17 protein-coding genes and 1 riboswitch are annotated in these 19,726 nt (G+C 44.5%); of the genes, 13 read left to right on the forward strand and 4 right to left on the reverse strand.

Annotated elements, in window-relative coordinates:
• The first annotated feature begins 11 nt into the window (after nucleotides 1-11).
• The 8 genes from GLW00_RS11275 (at nucleotide 12) to GLW00_RS11310 (ending at nucleotide 10,170) form a co-directional block, all read left to right on the forward strand.
• Nucleotides 12-1,085, forward strand: a complete 1,074-nt coding sequence (locus tag GLW00_RS11275) for an ABC transporter substrate-binding protein (RefSeq protein ID WP_160914321.1) — start codon at nucleotides 12-14, stop codon at nucleotides 1,083-1,085.
• A gap of 70 nt (nucleotides 1,086-1,155) precedes the next feature.
• Nucleotides 1,156-1,263, forward strand: a riboswitch (SAM riboswitch).
• Between the two features lie 53 nt (nucleotides 1,264-1,316).
• Nucleotides 1,317-2,720, forward strand: coding sequence for a Na+/H+ antiporter NhaC family protein (locus GLW00_RS11280; protein ID WP_237417495.1), 1,404 nt, complete (start codon nucleotides 1,317-1,319; stop codon nucleotides 2,718-2,720).
• Nucleotides 2,721-3,050: 330 nt separating this feature from the next.
• Nucleotides 3,051-5,153, forward strand: coding sequence for a glycoside hydrolase family 3 protein (locus GLW00_RS11285; RefSeq protein WP_160914118.1), 2,103 nt, complete (start codon nucleotides 3,051-3,053; stop codon nucleotides 5,151-5,153).
• Nucleotides 5,154-5,220: 67 nt separating this feature from the next.
• Nucleotides 5,221-6,495, forward strand: a complete 1,275-nt coding sequence (locus tag GLW00_RS11290) for an exo-beta-N-acetylmuramidase NamZ family protein (protein WP_160914120.1) — start codon at nucleotides 5,221-5,223, stop codon at nucleotides 6,493-6,495.
• 204 nt (nucleotides 6,496-6,699) lie between these two features.
• Entirely contained in the window at nucleotides 6,700-8,346 is a 1,647-nt protein-coding gene (locus GLW00_RS11295) for an SLC13 family permease (RefSeq protein ID WP_237417486.1), read from the forward strand.
• 15 nt (nucleotides 8,347-8,361) lie between these two features.
• Nucleotides 8,362-9,555 (forward strand): MFS transporter, encoded by a 1,194-nt coding sequence (locus tag GLW00_RS11300; protein ID WP_160914121.1) that lies wholly within the window; start codon nucleotides 8,362-8,364, stop codon nucleotides 9,553-9,555.
• Nucleotides 9,556-9,650: 95 nt separating this feature from the next.
• Nucleotides 9,651-9,824: a hypothetical protein gene (locus GLW00_RS11305; protein WP_160914123.1), complete on the forward strand. Its 174-nt coding sequence runs from the start codon at nucleotides 9,651-9,653 to the stop codon at nucleotides 9,822-9,824.
• Nucleotides 9,825-9,846: 22 nt separating this feature from the next.
• The gene (locus GLW00_RS11310; RefSeq protein WP_160914125.1) at nucleotides 9,847-10,170 is read left to right on the forward strand and encodes a CHY zinc finger protein; all 324 of its coding nucleotides are present in this window, start codon (nucleotides 9,847-9,849) and stop codon (nucleotides 10,168-10,170) included.
• A gap of 160 nt (nucleotides 10,171-10,330) precedes the next feature.
• Here GLW00_RS11310 and GLW00_RS11315 read toward each other — a convergent pair whose 3' ends face one another.
• The 3 genes from GLW00_RS11315 to GLW00_RS11325 all read right to left on the reverse strand — a co-directional run bounded on the left by GLW00_RS11315 (nucleotide 10,331) and on the right by GLW00_RS11325 (nucleotide 11,500).
• A complete protein-coding gene (locus tag GLW00_RS11315) occupies nucleotides 10,331-10,861 on the reverse strand; it encodes a YceI family protein (protein WP_160914127.1) in 531 nt (176 codons plus the stop codon).
• A 152-nt stretch (nucleotides 10,862-11,013) separates the two neighbouring features.
• A complete protein-coding gene (locus GLW00_RS11320; protein WP_160914129.1) occupies nucleotides 11,014-11,316 on the reverse strand; it encodes a MerR family transcriptional regulator in 303 nt (100 codons plus the stop codon).
• Nucleotides 11,317-11,344: 28 nt separating this feature from the next.
• Entirely contained in the window at nucleotides 11,345-11,500 is a 156-nt protein-coding gene (locus GLW00_RS11325; protein ID WP_160914131.1) for a Fur-regulated basic protein FbpA, read from the reverse strand.
• A 275-nt stretch (nucleotides 11,501-11,775) separates the two neighbouring features.
• Here GLW00_RS11325 and GLW00_RS11330 point away from each other — a divergent pair, with 275 nt between their 5' ends.
• On the forward strand, nucleotides 11,776-12,525 hold the full coding sequence (locus tag GLW00_RS11330; protein WP_160914133.1) for an STAS domain-containing protein: 750 nt from the start codon (nucleotides 11,776-11,778) through the stop codon (nucleotides 12,523-12,525).
• Nucleotides 12,526-12,677: 152 nt separating this feature from the next.
• The gene (locus tag GLW00_RS11335) at nucleotides 12,678-13,739 is read left to right on the forward strand and encodes an AI-2E family transporter (protein WP_160914135.1); all 1,062 of its coding nucleotides are present in this window, start codon (nucleotides 12,678-12,680) and stop codon (nucleotides 13,737-13,739) included.
• A 41-nt stretch (nucleotides 13,740-13,780) separates the two neighbouring features.
• Here GLW00_RS11335 and cypC read toward each other — a convergent pair whose 3' ends face one another.
• The gene (gene cypC, locus GLW00_RS11340) at nucleotides 13,781-15,031 is read right to left on the reverse strand and encodes a CYP152 family fatty-acid peroxygenase CypC (RefSeq protein WP_160914137.1); all 1,251 of its coding nucleotides are present in this window, start codon (nucleotides 15,029-15,031) and stop codon (nucleotides 13,781-13,783) included.
• Between the two features lie 188 nt (nucleotides 15,032-15,219).
• Here cypC and GLW00_RS11345 point away from each other — a divergent pair, with 188 nt between their 5' ends.
• From GLW00_RS11345 to GLW00_RS11355, 3 genes are all read left to right on the forward strand, one after another.
• Complete coding sequence (locus tag GLW00_RS11345) at nucleotides 15,220-16,602, forward strand: YjiH family protein (RefSeq protein ID WP_160914139.1); 1,383 nt, start codon at nucleotides 15,220-15,222, stop codon at nucleotides 16,600-16,602.
• Between the two features lie 118 nt (nucleotides 16,603-16,720).
• On the forward strand, nucleotides 16,721-18,049 hold the full coding sequence (locus GLW00_RS11350) for an aspartate aminotransferase family protein (protein WP_160914141.1): 1,329 nt from the start codon (nucleotides 16,721-16,723) through the stop codon (nucleotides 18,047-18,049).
• A 351-nt stretch (nucleotides 18,050-18,400) separates the two neighbouring features.
• On the forward strand, nucleotides 18,401-19,702 hold the full coding sequence (locus GLW00_RS11355) for a Na+/H+ antiporter NhaC family protein (RefSeq protein WP_160914142.1): 1,302 nt from the start codon (nucleotides 18,401-18,403) through the stop codon (nucleotides 19,700-19,702).
• Nucleotides 19,703-19,726: the final 24 nt, after the last annotated feature.

Below are 19,726 nucleotides of genomic sequence, written 5' to 3' on the forward strand. Positions count from 1 at the left end.
GGAATCCCATGATGAAAAAAGTATGTCATCTGTTTTCTTTTTTGTTGATTATCTTTGTGCTGTTCGGGTGTTCCTCCAGTGATGACGGGGGAGATACAGGCAGCGGTGGCCTCACAGACGGTGATTTTGCTCCATTAGATAAGAAGGCGACGGTAGTAATAGCTGAAGATGGAGCAGCTTCAGGGGCCGGCTTTTATATTGCTGAAGAAAAAGGGTACTTTGACGATTACAACATTGATATCAAGTTCACAACGTTCGCCAATAGTGACGATATGCTTCCAGCTCTGGCAGCAGGGGAAGTGGATATTGCCGGTGGTGTTTCCACGGCTTCCTTCTTCAATGCTATCGCCCAGGGGATTGACGTGAAGATCATTGCCGATAAAGGGCATTATTTCGATGGCAGCTCCTATTTCAGTTTTGTGATTCGTGAAGATCTGCAGGATGAAATCAAAGAGTACAGCGACTTGAAAGGAAAGCGGATTGCCGTTTCATCGAGAAATGCTGTGGATGATTATATTTTTCAGCGCATGCTTGAACATGCCGGTCTGACAGAAGACGATGTCGAATTTGTTCTCATGTCTGACTTTGGAAACATGCTTGCGGCCATGGGGAACAAATCGATTGATGCCGCTCTTCAGATCGAGCCACTGATCACTCAGGGAGAAGCACAGAACCTGCACGTTCGTTTCGGTGACGCTACAGATTTCGCTCCGGATGCACAGATTGCGATGGTGCTGGGATCCCCTGATTTCATCGAAAAAGAAACCGACGTTTCTGTCCGTTTTATGGCTGCCTATCTGAAGGGTGTCCGTGATTATAATGATGCGTTCCTTCATGATGAAGGTCTTGATGAAGTGATTGATATCATGACCAAACATACGGCGCTTAAGGACGCAGAAGTTTGGAAGAAAGTCGGTGTGACGGGGCTTGACCCTAACGGAGAAATGTTTATTGACGATATTAAGAAACAGTTCGAGATGTATGATGCGAACGGTGCTATCAGTGGAGATATTAACTTCAATGATGCCATCGACACGTCTCTTTCTGAAGAAGCGATGGAAATGATCGGGCGCTACGATCGATAACACTTTTTCTGGAAATCTCTTGTCAGCGGATCTTTTTTATTGTAAAGTTACCATTAACTCAATCGAATATTTCTTATCAAGAGAAGCTGAGGAACTGGTCCTGTGAAGCTTCAGCAACCACCAACATCGGTTGGCCGGTGCTAAGTCCAGCAAGTGATGATCACTTGAGAGATAAGAAGGAATGAACGGATACGTTTCAAGAGCCTTCTTATGTAAGAAGGCTCTTTTTTGTTGGCCTCCTTCTTTTGGATCAGGAACTTTTCTCGGGATAAAACCAACTATTCTGATGAGATATATAAAAAAGGAGGTCAAATCATGACAAAACCAAGCAGCAATGCTTTCGCACTCATCCCATTTGTGGTCTTTATTTTACTTTTCATCGGATCAGGGGTCATCACGGGTGATTTTTATAAAATGCCCGTTCTAGTTGCCCTATTCGCAGCTATTCTCTTCGCCTTAGCCATGAACCGGAAAACGGATTTCCAAACGAAAATTTCCCAGTTGACGAAAGGAGGAGGGCACCCGAACATCATTTTAATGGTGGTCATCTTCCTGCTGGCGGGCGCATTTGCTGCCGTAGCATCCGGAATGGGTGCAGTTGAATCCACCGTCAATCTCGGCTTGACTTATCTCCCTGGAGGCTGGATGGTCGTCGGTTTGTTTGTCATCGGCTGCTTCATCTCGATTTCCATGGGGACCTCAACAGGTACGGTGGTTGCCCTCGCCCCTATCGGCGTAGGCGTGGCAGAACAGACGGACATTGGCCTTGCCCTGGTCATGGGTGCCATTGTCAGTGGTGCAATGTTTGGGGACAACCTTTCCGTTATTTCAGATACGACCATTGCAGCTGTCCGTACGCAAGGCACGGAAATGAAAGAGAAGTTCAAAGCAAATTTCTTTATCGTTTTACCGGCAGCCATCATCACGGCCGTTATTTTTGCTGTAATGACAGCGGATGCCTCGGCAAGCCTGGATGAAAACTATGCGTACAACATTGTAGAAATTTTACCTTACTTAGGCGTGCTGGGCTTTGCGATTGCCGGAGTGAATGTCATTTATGTTTTGATTGGTGGCATTGTTTTCGCCGGAGGTGTCGGCCTCCTGCTTGGTAAGTTTTCCGGAATGGAGTTCGTCACTTTGGTAGGGGATGGATTTACGAATATGCAGACGCTCGCAATGATAGCGATTTTGCTCGGCGGTCTTGTGGAATTGATCCGTGCAAATGGAGGGATCGAGTTTCTATTACAAGCCGTGAGTCGGAAAGTGAACTCGAACCGTGGCGGGGAGCTTGGGATTGCAGGGATTGTGACGGCCGTCAATTTTTCTACTGCGAACAACACGATTTCCATCATTACAGCGGGCCCGCTGGCGAAGCAGATTTCTGATGAATACGGTATCGAAGGGCGCCGATCCGCAAGTATCCTCGATATCTTTGCCAGTTCCGTTCAGGGAATCATTCCTTATGGTGGACAGATTTTAGCAGTGGCAGGTGTGGCCGGTATTTCTCCTGTCGCGATTGTTCCGTTTTGCATTTATCCTTTACTCACAGCCGCAGCCGGACTTTTAGCGATCGCTTTCAGATACCCAAAATTCACCGTAGAAAAAAGAAAAGCCGTAATGAGAAGTGCTTCTTAAGAGAGAAAGGTACCTGATCCAGGTACCTTTTTTATGTACTTTTTTTACATTAATTTTAAGAAAAGTTGACATATTATTTTAAAATGAGTCGATTGGAATAGTAGGAAAGCTTTGGAAAACGAAGGGAAAAAGGACGATTCGGGCCTTAAGTGGTATAGACGACTATATCTATTTCCGTTACGCTTTTATTACAAAATGTAAACGTTTACAACAATATTTCTCCTATACCGACTTTATAGAAGAACTGCTTTTTAGAAAATGTTTTGCGAAAGGGTCTTTTTGGATAGAAAGGCACCTTTTACAAATAGATAAATCAAGGAGGAATGGTGAATGAGAATGGCGGGGAAATGGATGTTTATCTTTACACTGACCCTTGGGATGATGCTGCCGTCGTGGTTGATGGGTACAAAGGTGGAAGCGGCTGAAGATGGAGGATTATCGGATTTAATCATCTTTGAGAACGTACCACAGGCAGATCTAACGATGGAAGGGGATGAGTTTACTCTTTCCGCACTGAATGTGTATGAAGACGGACATTTTACAAAAGTGGAGGAAGGACTCGTTTGGAAATCGAAGAATTCGAACGTTGCCACTGTGGAGGATGACGGTACAGTCACCTTTACAGGAAAACCTGGACGTACATGGGTGACGGTATCGAACGGTGATTTTAAAGATCGGATTGCCCTTGATTTTAAACCGGACCACTCCAAAAAAGGGAAGCCGGAATTTAAACCGACCATCAAAAAGCAGGATGGTGATCGTTACGACCTCGTCCAACATGCTCTTTCCAACATGACAATGGAGGAAAAAGTCGGCCAGATGCTCATGCCTGATTTCAGGAAATGGAAAGGTGAAAACGTGACGGAAATGCTTCCTGAAATCGAAGAAATGGTACAGGAATATCATCTGGGTGGTGTCATTTTATTTCGTGAAAACGTTGTGACAACGGAACAAACAGCGAAGCTTGTTTCTGATTATCAAGCAGCCTCTGAAAAATATGGACTGCTTATGACGATTGACCAGGAAGGCGGGATTGTGACTCGTCTTCAGTCAGGAACGGACATGCCTGGAAACATGGCTCTGGGTGCTACTCGTTCGGAAGAAATCGCGGAAGATGTAGGATCTGTGATCGGGGCTGAACTTTCCTCTCTTGGTATCAACATGAACTTTGCCCCTGTCATGGATGTGAACAATAATCCTGACAACCCTGTGATCGGTGTTCGTTCTTTCGGAGAAGATCCTGAACTTGTTGGGAAAATGGGCGTGGCGTATACGAAAGGGCTGCAGCAACATGGAGTAGCCGCAACGGCAAAACACTTTCCGGGCCATGGGGATACAGCGACAGATTCCCACCTCGGTCTTCCTGAAGTCCCATATGACCTTGAGCGGCTGAAGGAAGTTGAACTGTATCCCTTCCAACAAGCAATGGATGCGGGCATTGATGCGATCATGACTGCGCATATTACGTTCCCGAAAATCGATGATACGAAAGTAATCTCTCAGAAGGATGGTTCCGAAATTGCGCTTCCAGCCACTCTTTCTAAAAAAGTACTGACAGGTTTGATGCGTGAAGAGATGAATTACGAAGGAGTCGTCGTTACTGATGCTTTGAATATGAAAGCAATCGCTGACCATTTCGGACCGGTGGATGCTGTTATTCGTGCAATCAATGCCGGGACAGATATTGCGCTTATGCCTGTAGGTCTCGAAGAAGTGGCTTCAGGTGTCTATGAAGCTGTCGAGTCTGGCGAAATCCCGATGGCTACGATTGAAGATTCTGTTGAACGAATCCTTACATTGAAGTTGAATCGAGGCATCATTAAAGAAGAAACGCCTCAGCCGATTGATGAGAAAATTACAGAAGCGGAGGAAGTCGTCGGGTCAGAAGCCCATAAAGCGGTTGAAAAAGAGGCGGCGGAGCGTTCCATTACACTAGTGAAAAATGATGGGGTTCTGCCTGCAGACGCATCGGGTGATAAGCAGATCGTGGTGATTGGAAACTCCTTTATTGGTGATCTTGAAAAGGCTGTATCTGCTCATCATTCAAATACGACCTTAATCAAAACAGGGGAACGTGAATTAACAGCTGAGCAAAAGCAAACGGTGGCAGAAGCAGACAAGGTTATCTTCGGTACGTACACGTACAATGTGTACACGCGTTCAGCCACTCATCCTCAAATGCAGCTCATGCAGGATGTGATGGCAAATACGAATGCAGAAGTAATCGGAGTCGGCATTCGAAACCCTTATGACGTCATGGCTTATCCAGGAGTGGATGCTTATATCGCTCAGTACGGATTCAGAGATGCAAGCTTTGAAGCAACGGCTGCTACCATTTTCGGTGCAAACAACCCGACTGGACAGCTCCCTGTGACGATTCCAGGAGCTGATGGAGGCACTTTGTTTGAATATGGTACGGGGTTGAGTTACTAGTACATGACTTTTTAGGAAGAGGGGCTTCACGCCCTTCTTCAATATAATCAAAAGGGAGAGGTTTATTTTGAAAAAGTGGTTGATGCTTGCCTTGGTATTGATGATGACATGGTCGACATTCTCCGTTGTTTTCGCAGATCATAACGGCAATCCTGGGAAACACAAAGGGCACGATAAAAAAACAGAGTCTTTCAAGCTTGGAGTGGAAGTCCTCTTAGATGAAGAAAAAGATTTGATTGAAGGCAAGAATGTAGGGTTGATTACAAATCCTACCGGTGTTGATCAAAATTTGAACAGTATCGTAGACCTGCTTCACAATGATGAAGATGTAAATCTAACGGCTTTGTACGGACCGGAGCATGGTGTCAGAGGCAGTGCTCAGGCTGGTGAATATGTGGAGTTTTACACAGATGAAGAGACAGGACTTCCTGTGTACAGTCTCTACGGAAAGACGCGCAAGCCGACTCCGGAAATGTTAGAAGACATTGATGTGCTCCTGTTTGATATCCAGGATGTAGGGACACGTTTTTACACGTACATTTACACGATGGCTTATGCGATGGAAGCAGCTCAGGAAAATGATATTCCATTCATCGTGCTTGATCGTCCGAACCCGCTGGGTGGAGAAAAAGTGGAGGGTCCGGTATTGGATGAAGATTACAAGTCCTTCGTCGGAAACTATCCGATTCCGCTTCGCCATGGCATGACGGTCGGGGAGCTTGCGAAGTTATTCAATAACGAGTTTGATATTGGCGCAGATTTGACGGTTGTGGAAATGCAAGGATGGAAGCGGAGCATGGACTATGATGAAACAGGACTTGAATTTGTCGCTCCTTCACCGAATATGCCGACTGTGGATACAGCTTTCGTTTATCCGGGAGCGGCGCTGATCGAAGGGACGAATGTTTCTGAAGGGCGCGGCACCACACGACCGTTCGAATTGATTGGTGCTCCTTTCATCAATAGTACGGATTTAGCTGCAGAGATGAACGCCTACAACCTGCCAGGGGTAAGGTTCAGAGCAGCATCCTTTACACCATCCTTCTCGAAGCATGCAGGGGAGTTGACGCATGGCGTGCAGATCCATGTGATCGATCGTGAAGAATTCAACGCGGTAGAGACGGGCGTATATCTTGTGAAGACGATTCATGATATGTATCCGGAAGACTTCCAATTCCGTGCGGAAAACTCAGCAGGCGTCTCCTTCTTCGATTATCTTATTGGAAACGGATGGGTCCGTGAAGCTATTGAAAATGGAGAGTCCGTAGAAGACATGAAGGACCAATGGGAAGATGGACTGAAAGAATTCAATAAAGTAAGAAAACACTACCTCTTATATTAAGAAGTAATAAAGCTATAAGGAATAATTTGGCACACCAGGTCATCCATAATATGGATGACCTGGTGTGTGTATTTTTACCATTAATCGGCAGGTGCTGATTCCGGAGTCTTAAGTGGAGGCAGATTTGTTACAAGAGGGGACATTTTATGATAAAATTTGGAAATATTCATACATATTTGACTAATAGAAAGTGAGGGAACTTGGATGGGTGCGCAGTCATTGATAAGTGGTGTATGGAGCCGCCTTTGGTCCATGCACGACGAAGCGAAGGATTTATTGAGGTTTACAGTCACTGGAAATTCCAACGGTTCATCAGCAGCGAAGGAAACGAACCAAAAGACGGAAGGTCAGGACCCGGGTCCGTCCTTTGATACACGTCAAAAAGTAGGGCTTTTTTTAGGGCCGATTTTGTTTGCGCTTACACTTTTGTTTTTAGAAGCGGACGGGTTGTCGCAAAGCGCCGTAGCTGTGTTGGCAAGTACGGTGTGGATTGCTACATGGTGGATTACGGAAGCGATTCCGATCCCTGCGACTTCTCTTCTGCCGTTGATTCTTTTTCCTCTCACTGGAGGATTGGACGGGGGGATGACAGCATCTTCCTATGGAGATAATACGATCTTCCTCTTTATGGGAGGTTTTCTCATTGCCCTTGCGATGCAAAAGTGGAACCTGCATAAGCGAATGGCTTTGTTCATTATCGCATCCGTAGGAACAAGCACAGAACAAATCGTCCTTGGTTTTATGGTCGCAACAGGCACATTGTCGATGTGGATTTCCAATACAGCGACGGCCATGATGATGGTCCCGATCGGCATGGCGGTCATCTATCAAGCTTCTGAACAATTGAAGAAAAAAGGGGAAGCCGTGGACCATGAAAACTTCAATTTCGGAAAAGCAGTTATGCTCGGGGTCGCTTATAGTGCTTCTATTGGGGGACTAGCTACTCTGATAGGAACGCCGCCGAATACGATTTTCAAAGCTGTCGTTGAACAAACGTACGGAATAGAAATCAGCTTTGCTGGCTGGATGGCTTTCGGTGTTCCGTTGACGATTCTATTCCTGGCACTCGCATGGTTCTATTTAGTGAAAATTGCGTACCCTATGAAAATTAAAGAATTGCCTGGGGGCAGGAAAGTCATCGGGGAAGAGAGGCGTGCGCTCGGGGTCATGAGTGTAGAAGAAAAAATCGTCATGACGGTGTTCGCTGTGACAGCAGTGGCTTGGATTTCCCGGTCATTTTTACTCGTAAATATCAACGAAAATATTAACGATACGATGATCGCCATGAGCGCATCCATTCTCCTTTTTCTCATTCCTTCCAAGAACAAGAAAGGGGATTACCTCCTGGACTGGGAGACAGCGAAAGGGCTGCCGTGGGGAATCCTGCTTCTGTTTGGAGCGGGTCTGGCTATTGCCGCAGGATTCCAGGAAACGGGGCTAGCTGAATGGATTGGTACGCAATTGACGATTTTAGAGGGTGTCAGTCTGATCCTGATCGTTGTTATCGTTGCAGCGCTAGTCATCTTCTTAACGGAAATCACATCGAATACAGCGACAGCGACGATGATGTTCCCCATTATGGCCTCTTTGGCCAGCGCCATTTCGGTTCACCCATACAGTTTAATGATTGCGGCGGGTGTAGCAGCAAGTTGTGCTTTCATGCTGCCGGTTGCGACACCTCCGAACGCCGTCGTTTTCGGAAGTGGATATTTGAGAATTCCGGACATGGCTAAGGCCGGACTCTGGTTGAATATTGTCGCGGTCGTGTTGATTACCATCGCCATTTACTTTTACCTGCCGTTCGTTTGGGGAATCGATTTAACGACATTCCCAGACCGTTTTAATTCATAACAAAGGATGATGGATATGGAAGCTGCACAACCAAACAGACAACCGTACACACCTGAACAGAGTGAATTTTGGCGGGTGACCATCGCTTTGATGTTAGCTTCCTTATCCATATTCTCCACGTTGTATGTTTTCCAGCCACTACTCCCTGTGTTTACAGATCAATTCCAAGTATCGGCTACGGAGTCCAGTTTTCTCATGTCTTCCTGTGTTATGGCTATGGTTGTCGGCCTTTTTGTTTTAGGCTTTTCTGCCGATCGATATGGCCGTGCTGTTGTCATGAAAGCTTCTTTGTTTATCACAGCTGGAACCCTCATCCTCTTGCCATTGACTCCGACATTCGGATGGATGGTGTTGCTTAGGTTGATCCAGGGGTTCTTTTTAGCGGGCATCCCGGCTGCAGCAATGGGGTATTTGGGAGATGAGGTAGCTCATAAACACCTGGGACTAGCTATGACCTTATACATATCCAGCAATGCCCTCGGTGGAATGGGAGGGAGAGTAGTTGGAGGATACGTGACGGATTTGCTTAACTGGCAGTCGACATTGTATATCTTTGCGGGTTTCGGGCTGCTTTCTGCTCTTCTGTTTTTCATCCTTTTTCCGAAAGAACGCTTTTTCGAAAAAACAGATCAGTCCATCGGTGATGATTTGAAAGGGATGCTTGTCCACTTGAAAAGTCGTTCCATGCTTGCTTTGTTCTTGATGGGGGTGCTGCTTCAAATCGTCTTTACGGCCATTTGGACTTATCTCCCTTTTCATTTGCAGGGAGAGCCGTTCAACTGGTCCTTGAAATGGATTGCCTTCACTTACTTTGCCTATATTTTCGGGGTTCTCGCGCCTCCTCTTGCAGGACGGGTCTCTGATGTAATTGGTCTGAAAAAAGTCATGTTCACTGGGGTGACTGTCCTCCTTGTTGGGGCGAGTCTAACCGCGCTTCCATCTGGAACGTTTGTGCTCTTGGGATTGTCTCTCATTTGCATGGGATTCTTTGTTGCTCATTCCATGGCTGCCGCTCTTGTCAGTAAATCCGCCATCCATCATAAAAGCGGGGCATCAGGCTTCTACTTGATCAGCTATTACCTCGGCGTAGCTATCGGCAGTACCGCCATCGGCACCCTATGGGAGAACTATCACTGGCTAGGTGTTTTAAGTGTAACTCTCCTGCTCATCCTTCTATTTATCTTTCTGCCCTATTATCAGAACGATTGATAGATTTATCCATTTTATGGATGGCCTGGTACACCTTATTTTGGTAATTAATCGTGTTATAATCGAGTGAAGATGGATATAGTAGGAGGATTCGTGTGGGGTGGATCATCTATGTGGCTGAGTTTGCTATTATGCTTTACTTATTTTTTAAAGTAAGAAATCTTGAGGGGATGATCGAAAAGCAGGAGTATGATCATCAAGAAATGAAAGTATCCTTAGAACGACTTCATGAAAAAATGGATCAAGCTTCCCGTCATGAAGATAGATAAAAGATTTAAAGGAGAGAATAGAATGAGAGACGCACCTCTCGTGAAAGGAAATCAAGTAGATACCGAGACCAGGTGTGCGCACTATCACAGTGAGGTGGATGTAATTGCCATCCGTTTTTACTGTTGCGGGGAATATTATGCGTGTTATTCCTGTCATCAGGAAGAGGCGGGTCATGAACCGCAGCGCTGGCCGAAGAGCTCCTGGGAGGAGCGGGCGATTCTCTGTGGCAGCTGTGACCATGAGTTGACCATTGATGAATATATGAAATCGTCTCAATGTCCTGTCTGTCAGCATGGTTTTAATGAAGGCTGCCAACTGCATTATCCTCTATATTTTGATATGTAGCTTTAGATCTTGATGGCGGAGTTTTCATATCTTCGGCAAGGCAGCAGGGGGAGGGTCCTGGTTTTAAATCCAAGGGACTTTATGCCCTTAACCTTTTTGATTAAAGAAATTGAAAACATGAAAAAGCTGAGTCTGTAACCGGACTCAGCTTTTTTTCACGTTATTCTCCTACAACAAACTCAAAGTTCCCTTCGAATTTAACATCTTTCCCTAACAGAACTCCGCCAGTTTCAAGGGCCGCATTATAGGTTAAGCCATATGCTTCCCGATCGATTTTCCCGCTCACATCGAAACCAGCGATTGTGCTGCCATCCAGTGGACTCTTGGAAGTTCCGTTATATTCAACGGTGAAGGTTTCCGTGTGAGTCATTTCTTTGATTGTGAAATCACCGGTAACTTCAAATTCATCATCTGATATTTTCTTGATGGAAGTGCTGCGGAACACAAGGTTCGGATATTGATCGGCTTCGAAAAAGTCACCGGAACGAAGGTGACCGTCGCGCTGTTCGTTTCCAGTATTAATAGAAGTCACTGGAATGGTAACGGTCACTTCGGCAGAGGATAAATCATTGAGATCACCGGAAAATTCCACGTCGAATGTTTCAAATTCACCCTTCGCTTTGGATACCATCATATGTTTAATTTGGAAGTTCAAGCTGCTGTGGACTTGATCTAACGTTAATTTAGTCATTTTATATTCCCCTTTGAAATAAAATAGTTTGAATTCTAAATAAAACTATACGCTCTATTTATTTTGAAGTCAAGATATTTTATGTCGAGATATTTAAAGTGTGCAAAAAAAAGCCCTGGACCTAGGGGTGTCCGGGCTGCCTGTAAGTGAATTCATTTATTCATTCGAAAATGGGCATTCAGTTGCCCGCGAAGCATGCGCTCCATCATCTTTCCTTTGTGGGAAGACTGTAAATCTTTTCGGATCTCGTAGGTTTGTACACCTTCTTCCCGTTTGTCAGCAATTTGCAAGAGGGTTTCAACATCAGAAAAGGAATACTTTCGTGTTCCTCTCTTGGTACGTTCTGGATAAATCAATTCCCTCTCTTCATAATATCGTATTTGCCTGAGGGAAAGGCCTGTGAGTTCATTGACTGTACCAATCGAAATGACCTTTTTGTGCTTGTAAGATGACATCACTTCTCCTCCTCGATGTTGCGCCTCCTTATGGCCGTTCAATCCTTGAAGCAAGAGCTTCGAGCTCCGTTAATGTCAACGACTGGAGCATTTCATCAGAGGCTTGATACATCCCTGCATCAATAAGTTTTTGGATGTAATGTTCTTTCATACTTTCAACGGCGGTCCTCAAATGGTTTTTCATTAAGGTTCACTCCCGTATGTGTAGAATCTTTCATTCTCTGGCGCAATGGATCGTCGGGTTGCAAAAGGGACCATGATCTCCTCCTATTCGTATCTGATGAATATAGAATAGCTGAAAAAAATCTATATGTCACTTAATATGTTAGAAAATCTAACATAAAATAATTCGGTTGTTATATTTATTAACATGAACACATTCGACTTTTTTCACCTCTACCTCAGAAAAGGAAAAGAGATTATAATAAAGGAAATTAATTGGATAAGGTGGGAGCAACGATGGCTATAATGACTTCAGATCTCACGATGACAGATGCGCTTAATAGCATAGGAGAGAGTATCTTGCTTGCAGACCACAATTATGATCTGGTGTGGATGAATGATGCGGCCCGTGATCTTTTCTCAGATATCGCTCCGTTATTCGGATACAAGAGTCCTGATGATTTAATTGGTGTAAATATGGATAAGTTCCATTCTTATCCGTTTAAACAACGGGGACTTATGGAAGGGCTGAGTAAGAAACACCAAGTGAGAATCAACATCAAGAATAGATTTGTCGCAGATACCGTGATCACTCCAATGAAAAATGCAGAGGGAGAAACAAGTTACTATACCATCATGTTAATGGATGTAACGACAAAGACTGAAGAAGAGGAGCGGAAGGACCATCTTATTGAATCGCTTTCCATTCCTATTTTAAAAGTGTGGGACCATGCTGTGGCTGTACCGCTCATTGGTGATTTGGATGAAAAAAGAGTGGATCACCTGATTTCTTCTTTACTGAAAAAATGTACAGAGGGTGATATACAATACGCTTTATTAGATTTGAGCGGTATCCATAAGTTCAATGACCAGTTCAGCAGACACTTAAAGCAGCTGAATCAGTCGCTTCAACTAGTAGGGACTGAATGTCTCGTGGTTGGGATCACACCAAGGCTGGCTCTTTCGTTTCAATACTTTGACAAAGGCCTGAAAACATTCAAGAATACGTATGCAGGATTACGATATATCATCCAACATGATTCTTGAAAAGACTTGCTCATGGGCAGGTCTTTTTTTGTGATGTGTATTAAATTTGAGGGAGTTATCAAAAATGGAAGAATTTTATTAAGTGCCTCTGATCATGGAGTTTACGATCCGTCCATTTAGTGAATTATTGAGGTAAAAGGACGGTGAGGAACATGTGGATCAAACACTCATTCTTTAAGTACATCACAGCAGCTATACTTATACTTATCTTGTATTATTTCTTAGAAAAGCTAGAGCTATTGAATCCGGTCAAGACGATCTTTGGAACTTTATTTTATCCGATGCTGATTGCCGGGTTCCTTTTTTATATCCTGAGGCCTCTCGTGAATGCTATGGCGAAATCAAAATTCTTTCCTCTGCCTGTGGCTATTCTGCTCGTTTTTGCAGGAATTGGGGGGATGATTTACGGGGGCATCCGTTTTTTGGCAGGTACGATAAAAAAGCAGATTACGGATATATCGGAACTGCCTGAAAAACTAAGACAGACGGCGGAAGAAGCAGGACAGAAACTTGAGGAAAACGATATGGGAATGGTCTCCGTTGTTTCGATTAAACAGCGGGTCACTGAATATTTCGGTGGGTTGACTCAACAAATCGGGGAACACATGATGAGTGTTTTTTCCACTATTGCAGGAGCGACTACGGTCCTGATTATCGTTCCCTTCGTCTTGTTTTTCTTTTTGAAGGATGGCCATAAACTGGTTCCTTTTTTAGAAAGGGCCCTGCCTGAGAAACATAAACCACGCGGAGAGAAGCTGCTTAAGGATTTAGATTATACGGTCTCATCCTATATTATCGGACAAGCGACAATTGCAGCTGTGGATGGTGTTTTGACCTATATCGGTTACGTGATTATTGGACTTGATTATGCATTGATATTAGGGATATTTGTGATGCTGACGTGTGTAATTCCTTTTGTGGGTCCTGTCATAGGAGCGATTCCGGCGATTGTGGTTGCCCTTATGCAGGAACCCTCCATGGCCATTTATGTCATTATCACGTTCATTGTCGTTCAACAATTAGAGGGGAATTTAGTGGCCCCTTTAATCTTCGGAGAACGTTTGGATATCCACCCATTAACAGTCATTCTGTTACTGGTAGTGGCGGCCCCTTTATATGGTGTGGTGGGGATGATCATCGCTGTTCCTACGTATTCTGTAATAAAAGTATTACTGAAACACGGGTATGATTTTTACCGTCTTTATCACCCCTGAAAAAACCGTCCAGGAAATCTCCTGGACGGTTTTTTCGTTCATCAATTCTTAAAGTGAACATTGCTTATCGTAAACCCGCTCTTCGGTAGAGTCGGAATCTTTTTCAAATTATAGCTGTAGTCTTGTTTTGGTACTTCATACCCTAAGTGTTTAGTCATGTACCGGAAACTGGCTTGCAGAACTTCAATGGTCGGCCATTCCCCTGGGCAGCGGTGCCCTGTATAATATCCGCCTCCACCTTGAGGGATCAAGTCGAACAATCCTCCATCCCAGTCGATGAATCTTTCAGGGTTGAACTGATCCGGGTTTTCCCACACTTTAGGATCATGGTTGATTCCATAAATGTCGATCAAGACGAGCTGGTCTTTTTTAAACGGATACTGCTGCCATGTGAAATCATGGTCCACTCTTGCTCCGAGAAAAGGAACAAAAGGAAAGTAGCGCCGTACTTCCTGCGCGAATCGGAATAAATATTCGTCATCCAGGGAAACGCGTGTCTGAATTTCTGGATGTTCATGAAGAGCGACACCGCCGAAAGCGATGAATTTGGATATGGCTACAAGTGGGCGGATCACATTCAACACTTCAATGGCTGCCATTCTAGCGTCTAACGGCTGACCTTCCAAATCTTTATGCATAGCCATTTCATATATAGCTTTTCCTTTTTCTGCATGAAGATCCCCTTGTCGCGTTTGTAAGATGAGGCCTTCTATCCAATCTTCCGACCGTTTTCTCGCTCTTCTGCTTTCGATGTGTTTCGGGCCGACCGCACTGAATCCATCGATCATGTTACTCAAATCTCTGGTTCTTTTCTTTACCTCTTTTTCTTCTAATGGAATGCCGGCCCATTCGCACGCAGTCCGGCACAACAATTCACGGGACTCGTCGTAAAGCGTCACTTTTTTCATGCCGCTCCATTTTTTAGTGAAACGTGCCCAGTTTTTCGTTGTGATTTCATACAGTTCCTGTAGAGCCTCAGGAGTCATCAGTGACATGAACAGCAATTTGCGGTGAGTGTGCGCCTCGCCATCCATCGTCTGAATCGCATCTTCACCGAATAAAGTTTTCAATACTCTTTTAGGGAGTGCATTCTTTCGATTCATAAGACTGGTGTCGTAAAAAAGTTTCGCCCCCTCGATTCCGCTCAGTAGAGCCACTTTTTCTCCAAGTACCCTCGTTTCATATACATCCAAATGGTGATTTTGCACGCGTTTTGGTATGAAGTTGTAGCCCTCTTTAAAAATGGCGAGTGTATTATCGATCGTCTTGTCTTTCGGTACCTTAACCGTCATTATGTAACGCCTCCTATACTAGCAATCTTCTAATTGTCTTTATTCCTTTTTCTTTACCAGAATAAACCGTCTTAAAAAACTTGATAAAACCTATTGAATTTTCATGCATGAAAATGTATAGTTACTAACTATCATGAGTTGTGTATTTATACTTTATTTTGCATAAAAATGACAGAGGAGGACGAATCATGGCTATTCAACAATCAAAAGTAAGCACTATTCCAACATCCACATCCTATACAATGAAGCAATGGATGAAATTTCTTCTACCATCTTTGGTCGGGGTCTTATTATTCCTCGTCCCCATCTCTGTTGATGGACGAGTGACGATCGGACTCGGTTTAATGGCAGATGGACTTCAAGCAGCGATCGGTACCTGGATTCCTTTGTTTATGACCATTGTCATCTCTATTTCTGCCATTGGTAGTCTTGCAATTAAGGGCGCCAACAATACAATAAGAAATCATCCATTCATTGCGAATGTTTTTGATGTTGGACCGTTCTGGATGATTTTGCGTTTCCTGGGAGCAGCTTTTGCTATCCTTACGCTTACAGAGGCAGGACCTTCTTTTATCGGTTCCGAACTGACAGGGGGCGTTGTCCTCTATGATCTAATTCCTGTGCTTATGGTTTGGTTTCTTTTTGCGAGTTTATTTATGCCGTTGCTGCTGGAGTTCGGTTTGATGGACCTGATCGGCACGGTCGTAAGAAAAGTGATGCATCCCCTTTTCAAATTGCCTGGTCGTTCATCTGTAGATGCGATGGCTTCCTGGATGGGAAGCGGGACGGTAGGTGTGCTGTTGACCACTCAGCAGTACGAGAATGGTTACTATTCCAAACGTGAAGCGGCAGTCGTGGCTAGTAATTTCTCCATTGCGTCCATTGCGTTCAGTCTGGTGATTGCTAAGTTTTTATCCATTGACCATATGTTTGTATCTTTTTACTTTACCGTAGTGATTTGTGGAATTGTCGCTGCAGTCGTTTGTCCAAGAATCCCGCCGCTTTCCTTGAAAAAAGAAACCTACCATGAGCCGGTCGGAAAACAGATTGATGAAATCGTGCCAGAAGGGACGTCGACATTTAAATTCGGTCTTGACCAGGCGGTAGCTAAAGCGGATCAAGTGAAAAGCGCTGGATCAATCGTGAGAAAAGGGATTTTCAATGTAGCGGACATTTGGTTCGGTCTCATCCCGCTGGTGATGGCTCTTGGAACCATTGCCCTGGTCATTGCCGAATTCACACCTGTATTCACATGGCTTTCCTACCCATTCGTTCCATTTTTGAATCTGTTGCAAATTCCAGAAGCCGCGGAGGCAGCACCAGCGATGATCGTTGGATTTGCAGATATGTTCCTGCCTGCTGTGGTAGGGAGTGGAATTGAATCAGAACTTACCCGTTTCATTATTGGAGTCATGTCACTAACGCAGTTGATTTACATGTCTGAAATCGGAATTCTATTGATTAAGTCCAAAATTCCAATCAACTTCTTCGAGCTTTTTGTGATTTTCCTGCAGCGTACGGTCATTACACTACCAATTGCTGCTCTGTTAGCTCATCTATTATTCTTTTAACAATTTTCCAGGGAAAGGATAGAATGTCTTAACCCTAAAACAAACATTCTAGAAACCATTCCTAATGAGAATTACGTAAAACACCATGAAATTTTCATTTAACATCAGGAGGAACATTATGACACAGCATTGGACACATCGATTAGAACGGATGTCGGAGAGGCTCGCACCAAGTATGGCTAAAGATCATCCTAATTTACCAGTAGTAAAAGAAGAAGGTTGTTACTATTATGGGGTAGACGGGAAGAAGTACTTGGATTTTACGTCTGGAATCGCTACGACAAATGTCGGTCATCGTCATCCGAAGGTAGTGGAAGCCATTAAAGAGGGAGCAGACAATCTTGCGCATGGACCTTCAGGCGTCATTATCTATGAATCTATCCTTAAGTTGGCTGATCGCCTTGCTAAAATTATGCCTGGAAACCTGGACTGTTTCTTTTTTGGGAATAGCGGAACGGAAGCAGTAGAGGGAGCTATCAAATTAGCTAAACATGTAACAAAACGGCCTTATATCGTTTCTTTCATCGGAGGGTTCCATGGAAGGTCAATGGGAGCTTTAAGTGTAACAAGTTCAAAGAGTAAATACCGTCAGTTTCTGCAACCTCAAGGCTCCTATTCTATTCCTTTTGCAAGGGTTGAAGATTGTCCGAATGGAGAAGATCCGGAAGTCTATGTAGTCCGTCAGTTAGAGCGGGACTTTCAACGGTTGTTTGACCATCAGGTAACCCCTGAGGAGGTCGCCGCGGTCATCGTAGAGCCTGTACTCGGCGAAGGGGGGTATGTTGTACCTCCGAAAGCGTGGCTGCAAAAGCTGAGAGAACTATGCGATACCTATGATCTTTTACTCATTTTTGACGAAGTTCAGACAGGTTTTGGGAGAACAGGTGAATGGTTCGCAGCTGATACATTCGGTGTGGTTCCGGATATCATGGCTATTGCTAAAGGAATTGCGAATGGACTGCCTTTGAGTGCAACGGTGGCCTCCAAAGAGTTGATGCATCAATGGCCCCTTGGAAGTCATGCTACGACTTTCGGCGGGAACCCCATCGCTTGTTCTGCTGCCAATGCCGTTCTCGATGTAATGGAAGAAGAGAGCCTGCTGGAAAATGCAAAAAAGCAGGGAGCGCATGCAGCAAATAAGCTAAGAGAGCTGCAGGCCAACCATCCCGTAATTGGAAATGTTCGAGCGATTGGGTTGATGATCGGGATTGAAATTATTGATCCTTTAACGAAGAAACCCGACAGTGAAGGGCTTTTTAAAATTTTGGATCAAGCACTGGAACATGGGGTCCTGTTTTATTTTGGTGGCAATAAAACGGAAATCATCAGGATGATCCCGCCATTAACTGTAACAGCGGAGCAAATTGACGAAGGGTTGAAGATGTTTGAAGAAGCATTGATTGCCTACGAAATAGAGATAGGACATTCCTCTATAACTGTAAGATAAAAAAAGGCGTAGCTGAACATTCAGCTACGCCTCATTTATTTACAATAGGGGAGGTCATTACATGCATAAGTTTCGCTCATTCCTTCATCTTTTTGGGGGTTTTGGATAGTCCTTAACGTTGTTTAATGTATCGATCAAAAAAACATGGAAGATCGGAGCGGCTGACATGGGAGGGGAGGGATAGTGGAAGATGTACCCTGTACTCGGATAGAATCGTGAATCTGTAGGCTGGGAAAGCTTCTCAGACTTGATATCTCATCTTCTCGTGTTGTAGAGTATGAAAGAGCTTATCAAGGTCATTTTGCTTCTTAAGTGGATATTATGAACGAATCCTGACAAAGGAGGATTTTTATGGAAAAGAAAGATTTGAATAAGGGGAATGGATGGGCATTGATTCCGTTCGGGGTATTCATCCTGTTGTTCATCGGGTCAGGAATATTGACCGGTGACTTTTATAAAATGCCTGTTTTGGTGGCTGTTTTTGCTGCTATTCTCGTTGCCCTTTTCATGAATAGAAAAACAGCTTTTCAAACGAAGCTGCAACAATTGACGGAAGGCGGAGGGCATTCCAATATCATTTTGATGGTGATCATCTTCTTATTGGCCGGCGCCTTTTCTACAGTCGCTGAAGGGATGGGAGCTGTTGATTCAACTGTCAATTTAGGTTTGAGTGTACTGCCAGGCAACTTGCTTATCGTTGGCTTGTTTATTATCGCCTGTTTCATCTCTATCTCCATGGGGACTTCTGTGGGGACAATAGTTGCTCTTGCCCCTGTTGGCATGGGGATTGCAGAGCAGACAGATGTTGCGGTGGCACTGACGATGGGAGCGATTGTCAGTGGAGCGATGTTTGGTGACAACCTTTCCATTATTTCTGATACGACGATTGCCGCCGTCCGTACCCAGGGAACAGAAATGAAGGACAAGTTCAAAGCAAACTTCTTTATCGTGCTTCCTGCCGCGATTGTGACGGCTGTTATTTTTGGTGTGTTGACAACGGATGCAGCGTCCACGCTTCAGGAGGACCACCCGTTCAACATTGTAAAAGTACTGCCGTATCTTGGAGTTCTTATTTTTGCCATTATGGGAATCAATGTCATCTATGTCCTTATGGGAGGTATCGGCTTTGCAGGCTTGATCGGCCTCATTATGGGAGACTTTTCAGTGATGGAATTTGTGACCCTTGTAGGAGATGGTTTTGCAGGCATGCAGGAATTAGCTTTGCTGGTGATTCTGCTGGGCGGCCTTGTGGAATTGATTCGTCAAAACGGGGGCATTGATTTTCTTCTTCAAAAGATAAGTCGAGGTGCTCATTCGAATCGAGGTGGAGAATTCAGCATTGCAGGGTTGGTAAGTGCCGTGAACGTATCGACGGCCAACAATACGATCTCGATCATGACAGCTGGGCCGCTTGCTAAACAAATCTCAGAAAGGTTTGAGATTGACTCGAAGAGGTCAGCGAGTTTACTGGATATCTTCTCAAGTTCTGTTCAAGGATTGCTCCCTTATGGTGCTCAAATCTTGTCCGTAGCAGGAGTAGCCAGCCTATCACCTGTCAGTATTGTCCCTTACTGTTTTTATCCTATCCTGCTTGCAATATCCGGGCTTCTGGCTATCGTGTTTCGTTTTCCTAAATTTACAGTCCGAAATTAATGGGTTCAAAATAAAAGAATAGGG

This window comes from Halobacillus litoralis, assembly GCF_009856445.1.
Lineage (GTDB): Bacteria > Bacillota > Bacilli > Bacillales > Halobacillaceae > Halobacillus > Halobacillus litoralis.

Coding starts and splice junctions, on each gene's coding strand:
- GLW00_RS11275 (WP_160914321.1), top strand. CDS start 12: ATGAAAAAAGTATGTCATCTGTTTTCTTTTTTGTTGATTATCTTTGTG.
- GLW00_RS11285 (WP_160914118.1), top strand. CDS start 3,051: ATGAGAATGGCGGGGAAATGGATGTTTATCTTTACACTGACCCTTGGG.
- GLW00_RS11295 (WP_237417486.1), top strand. CDS start 6,700: ATGGGTGCGCAGTCATTGATAAGTGGTGTATGGAGCCGCCTTTGGTCC.
- GLW00_RS11300 (WP_160914121.1), top strand. CDS start 8,362: ATGGAAGCTGCACAACCAAACAGACAACCGTACACACCTGAACAGAGT.
- GLW00_RS11310 (WP_160914125.1), top strand. CDS start 9,847: ATGAGAGACGCACCTCTCGTGAAAGGAAATCAAGTAGATACCGAGACC.
- GLW00_RS11315 (WP_160914127.1), bottom strand. CDS start 10,861: ATGACTAAATTAACGTTAGATCAAGTCCACAGCAGCTTGAACTTCCAA.
- GLW00_RS11320 (WP_160914129.1), bottom strand. CDS start 11,316: ATGTCATCTTACAAGCACAAAAAGGTCATTTCGATTGGTACAGTCAAT.
- GLW00_RS11325 (WP_160914131.1), bottom strand. CDS start 11,500: ATGAAAAACCATTTGAGGACCGCCGTTGAAAGTATGAAAGAACATTAC.
- GLW00_RS11330 (WP_160914133.1), top strand. CDS start 11,776: ATGGCTATAATGACTTCAGATCTCACGATGACAGATGCGCTTAATAGC.
- GLW00_RS11335 (WP_160914135.1), top strand. CDS start 12,678: ATGTGGATCAAACACTCATTCTTTAAGTACATCACAGCAGCTATACTT.
- cypC (WP_160914137.1), bottom strand. CDS start 15,031: ATGACGGTTAAGGTACCGAAAGACAAGACGATCGATAATACACTCGCC.
- GLW00_RS11345 (WP_160914139.1), top strand. CDS start 15,220: ATGGCTATTCAACAATCAAAAGTAAGCACTATTCCAACATCCACATCC.
- GLW00_RS11350 (WP_160914141.1), top strand. CDS start 16,721: ATGACACAGCATTGGACACATCGATTAGAACGGATGTCGGAGAGGCTC.
- GLW00_RS11355 (WP_160914142.1), top strand. CDS start 18,401: ATGGAAAAGAAAGATTTGAATAAGGGGAATGGATGGGCATTGATTCCG.